This is a genomic window from Desulfovibrio sp. 1188_IL3213 (assembly GCF_036763145.1).
In the GTDB taxonomy this organism is placed as follows: domain Bacteria; phylum Desulfobacterota; class Desulfovibrionia; order Desulfovibrionales; family Desulfovibrionaceae; genus Desulfovibrio.
Genome location: NZ_JBAIYR010000188.1, coordinates 1 through 4,394 on the forward strand (window position 1 = coordinate 1; position 4,394 = coordinate 4,394).

At 58.6% G+C, this 4,394-nt stretch carries 3 protein-coding genes and 1 pseudogene; 3 read left to right on the plus strand and 1 reads right to left on the minus strand.

The features are described from left to right. Window positions 1-203 precede the first annotated feature (203 nt). The 3 genes from V6C16_RS08480 to hcp all read left to right on the plus strand — a co-directional run bounded on the left by V6C16_RS08480 (window position 204) and on the right by hcp (window position 3,074). Window positions 204-893 carry a Crp/Fnr family transcriptional regulator gene (locus V6C16_RS08480; protein WP_333534848.1) on the plus strand — a complete coding sequence of 230 codons (690 nt, stop codon included), beginning with the start codon at window positions 204-206 and terminating at the stop codon, window positions 891-893. A 65-nt stretch (window positions 894-958) separates the two neighbouring features. Continuing rightward, a complete protein-coding gene (locus tag V6C16_RS08485; protein ID WP_333534847.1) occupies window positions 959-1,306 on the plus strand; it encodes a cupin domain-containing protein in 348 nt (115 codons plus the stop codon). 142 nt (window positions 1,307-1,448) lie between these two features. Beyond that, on the plus strand, window positions 1,449-3,074 hold the full coding sequence (gene hcp / locus V6C16_RS08490; RefSeq protein ID WP_333534850.1) for a hydroxylamine reductase: 1,626 nt from the start codon (window positions 1,449-1,451) through the stop codon (window positions 3,072-3,074). Between the two features lie 945 nt (window positions 3,075-4,019). Here the strand turns inward: hcp and V6C16_RS08495 are convergent. After that, a pseudogene (locus V6C16_RS08495) lies at window positions 4,020-4,394 on the minus strand (hypothetical protein); the annotation flags it as partial.

The following is a 4,394-nucleotide window of genomic DNA, read 5'->3' on the forward strand; positions in this document are numbered from 1 at the left end:
GCTCAAGACCGCAGAGCAGTCGCCGCCCTCGCAGGCAGGCGCCGCAGCCGGGGCGCACAATCCGTGGGCCTGCGCAAAGCTGCCCTGTTCAGTCAACTGCTCCCTATGGGCATTGCTGCCGTTTTTATGTATAGTGTTCGGGACGGCCCTGCCGCCCGGCGCATGTTCCGGCGGCTTCTCCACCTCTGACGCCGGAAAAACGCATGGATCAGGCCCTGAAAAACTGCGATCTTTTCGCCCACATGAGCGCGGATGAAGCAAGGCTTTGCCTGGGGTGCAGCGGCGCGGTGGAAGAAAAATACGGCAAGGGGAGCATGGTTTTTTGCGAAACAGACGCCCCCACCCGGCTCTTTGTCCTGCTGGAAGGATCTGTTTCCGTCGGACGTGACAGCGCCGACGGCAGGCGAGCCATCATGGCGCGCATTGACCATCCTGGCGATCTGTTTGGCGAAGTATATGTTTTTCTTGACCAGTCCAGTTACGGCTGCAGCGTGCAGGCAGAAAGCCCCGTACGCGTGCTGGCCATACCCGCAAAATTTTTCTATTCTACCTGCGAAAAGCGCTGCAGCATGCATGCGCAGATCATACGCAACATGCTTTCAGTATTTGCCCGCAAGGCTTTTTTTCTCACACGCCGCGTATCGCTGCTTTCATCCGGCAGCCTGCGCCGCAAGATCGCCTCTTTGCTGCTTGAGCACCGTAAGCCCGACGGTTCACTGAATCTGCTTATGAACCGTGAACAGATGGCCGACTTTCTGGGCGTCACACGGCCCTCGCTTTCCCGTGAGCTGGCAGCCATGCGCGATGAAGGGCTGCTGAACATCAACGGAAAACATATCACCCTGCCTCATCCCGACCGCCTGAAAGAATTTTACGATTATTCTGTTCCGTAACAATTGTTACGGACGCCGACTCCCCCCCTTGGTATACAGGAAACATCAAAAGCAAGGAGGGAACCATGCAACGCCTGCTCAAGAATCTCGAGTACGCCGCCGCGCTGCCCCTGGCCGCGCAGGTATACTGCCAGCCGGGGCAGGTGACCAGCAAGACGCTTGTTCAGAGCAATGCCGTGAGCATAACCCTTTTCGCCTTTGACAAGGGCCAAGAGATCAATACGCACACCTCCGCAGGCGATGCCTTTGTTCTGGCCCTTGAGGGACAGGGACAGGTGACCATAAGCGGGCAGCCGGTTCCTCTCAAACCCGGGGATTCCATCATCATGCCCGCCGGGCAGCCCCATTCCATCAATGCTGTGGAACGCTTAAAAATATTGCTGGTTGTCGTTTTTCCGCCGGAAGCACGCTGAGCCTGCCACATCGGCGCAATGCGGACCTGAAGATTTCCGCCCGCGCAAACAGTTTTCATCCACGATGCCCGCCCGCTGCGGGCTTCACCCAAGCCTCCGCCGCAACGGAGCCATACAAGGACAAGAAACCATGAGTAATGCCATGTTCTGCTACCAGTGCCAGGAAACCGTGGGCAACAAAGGCTGCACCCAGGTTGGCGTGTGCGGCAAAAAGCCTGAAACTGCCGCCCTTCAGGACGCGCTGATCTATGTGACCAAGGGCCTCGGCCAGATCGCCACGCGCCTGCGCGCCGAAGGCAAGGCTGTTGACCACAGGATCGACCGTCTGGTTGCCGGCAACCTGTTTGCCACCATCACCAATGCCAACTTTGACGACGACATCCTCACCGAGCGCGTGCGCATGACCTGTGCCGCCAAAAAAGAACTGGCCGCGTCCCTTACCGACAAAAGCGGTCTCAGCGACGCCGCCCTGTGGGAAGCCACGGAAAAGTCCGCCATGCTGGCCAAGGCCGGAACCGTGGGCGTCATGGCGACCACCGACGATGATGTGCGCTCCCTGCGCTGGCTCATCACCTTTGGCCTCAAGGGCATGGCGGCCTACGCCAAGCATGCGGACGTGCTCGGCAAGCATGAAAGCAGCCTTGACGCCTTCATGCAGGAAGCCCTTGCCAAGACCCTGGACGACAGCCTGAGCGTGGCCGACCTTGTGGCCCTTACCCTTGAAACGGGCAAGTTCGGCGTCTCGGCCATGGCCCTGCTGGACGCGGCCAATACCGGCACGTATGGTCACCCCGAAATCACCAAGGTAAACATCGGCGTGGGCAGCAACCCCGGCATCCTCATTTCCGGGCATGACCTGCGCGACCTTGAAATGCTGCTCAAGCAGACCGAAGGCACGGGCGTTGACGTGTACACCCACTCTGAAATGCTGCCCGCCCATTACTACCCCGCCTTCAAGAAATATGCGCATTTCAAGGGCAACTACGGCAATGCCTGGTGGAAGCAGAAAGAAGAATTTGAAAGCTTTAACGGCCCCGTGCTGCTGACCACCAACTGCCTTGTGCCGCCCAAAGACAGCTACAAGGACCGCGTGTACACCACCGGCATCGTGGGCTTTACGGGCTGCAAGCATATCCCCGGTGAAATCGGCGAGCACAAGGACTTCAGCGCCATCATCGCCCATGCCAAAACCTGTCCCGCGCCGACGGAAATCGAATCCGGCGAAATCATCGGCGGCTTCGCGCACAATCAGGTGCTGGCCCTGGCCGACAAGGTTGTGGACGCGGTGAAGTCCGGCGCCATCAAAAAGTTTGTGGTCATGGCCGGCTGCGACGGTCGCGCCAAGTCCCGCACCTACTACACCGATTTTGCCGAAGGGCTGCCCAAGGACACGGTCATTCTTACCGCCGGTTGCGCCAAGTACCGTTACAACAAGCTCAACCTGGGCGACATCGGCGGCATCCCGCGCGTGCTGGACGCCGGGCAGTGCAACGACTCCTATTCCCTGGCGGTCATCGCCCTCAAACTCAAGGAAGTTTTCGGCCTTGAGGACGTCAACGACCTGCCCATTGTGTACAATATCGCCTGGTATGAGCAGAAGGCAGTTATCGTGCTTCTGGCCCTGCTGAGCCTCGGCGTGAAAAACATCCACCTCGGACCGACGCTGCCTGCCTTCCTTTCGCCCAACGTAGCCAAGGTGCTGGTGGAACAGTTCAAGATTGGCGGCATCACCACCCCGCAGGACGACCTCAAGGCGTTCTTCGGCTAGAGCAGATTAACTTTGAGAATGTACATTCTCAAAGTTTAAGTCACGCTCGCTTCGATGCTTAACCGCGCAAGTAAATTGCGCTTGCATCTTTGCGGCGGGCGACTGCTCACGCAGCCGCCAGAGCAATTTCAAAGTGAAATTGCTCTAATCCCTGCCGGATACCCCTGAAACACGCAGAAGGCGCGCACCACGGTGCGCGCCTTTTATTTTTCAGGGCAGATCAGCTTTGAATATATACCTTTTCAAAACGTAGAGCATTTTCGCACTGAGAATATCCATTCCCATTGCTTCCGGGACGCCCGCTTCCACGTCTACCGCACAGATAAACCGCGCTACGCAGCCGCAAGGGCAGTTTCAAGGAGAACTTGCTCCAAGACACGCCCGACAGCATAAAAAACCGCCGCGGAGGCCCTTGAAGCCGTCCTTGCCCCTGCACCGAAAGGCCATGCACTACAGGGTAACGCAATCCAGCGTGACGCAACGCAGGGACAATAAATTTTCGCAGTCCATCAGCTCGGGCCAGCAAAAAAAGCATTTCGTTGATGGCATTGCGCGGCGCGCAGGGAGATCACCCGACCGGAGGGAGGGAAGCTCCCGAAGCAAAAGACGCGCAGCCCTCGCAAACGCACGATAATTGAAAACCTGAAGGGGGTGCTTCGGGGGGGATGCAAGGGGGTCCGAGAAGGGGGCGAAGCCCCATAACCGGCCCCGCCTTGCCGCCCGCCGCGAAGGCGGACCAAATGAAAACAGGGAGCGAATTTCAAACATCACTTCCTGGAGCCCGGTTCGCCTTGCAAACATATCTTCTTGAATTTCATACAACCGACGCTTGCGGCGAGTAAACCCCGCCTGCGCTTTCACCACAAAACCTTGCCCTCCGATCCCTGCAAGCATTTCAGCCCTGTAGCACCCCAACAATGGGCGCGCGCACCCATCAACCGGCCGTCAGGACGCCGCTCCTCCGGCTCTCCGTCTTTGCACAGCGCTCACTACGGCGCTGGTCCCCAGCGCCGCACCCACGGCCAGAGCGTAACAGAGCCATAGGGGCGTAATTTCCACAAGGGGCATGACAATGGCGAAAAACGCGATGCAGCCGAACCAGCCCGCCATAAGCCCGCGATACACCCGCACCACGGTCCAGGGGCCCTGGGTGGCATGAATGAAAGGAACCATCGCACAGATCATGACAGGGAAAAACATGAGAATGCCGCTCCAGCCCGCCCCAAGGCAGTGCGCCGTCTCTGTAACCGCATAGACCAGCAGCGATCCGAAAGCCATCTGCACAAGCATGAGCCACTGGTGCGGCTGTGGCTGCGGCAC

Coding starts and splice junctions, on each gene's coding strand:
- V6C16_RS08480 (WP_333534848.1), top strand. CDS start 204: ATGGATCAGGCCCTGAAAAACTGCGATCTTTTCGCCCACATGAGCGCG.
- V6C16_RS08485 (WP_333534847.1), top strand. CDS start 959: ATGCAACGCCTGCTCAAGAATCTCGAGTACGCCGCCGCGCTGCCCCTG.
- hcp (WP_333534850.1), top strand. CDS start 1,449: ATGTTCTGCTACCAGTGCCAGGAAACCGTGGGCAACAAAGGCTGCACC.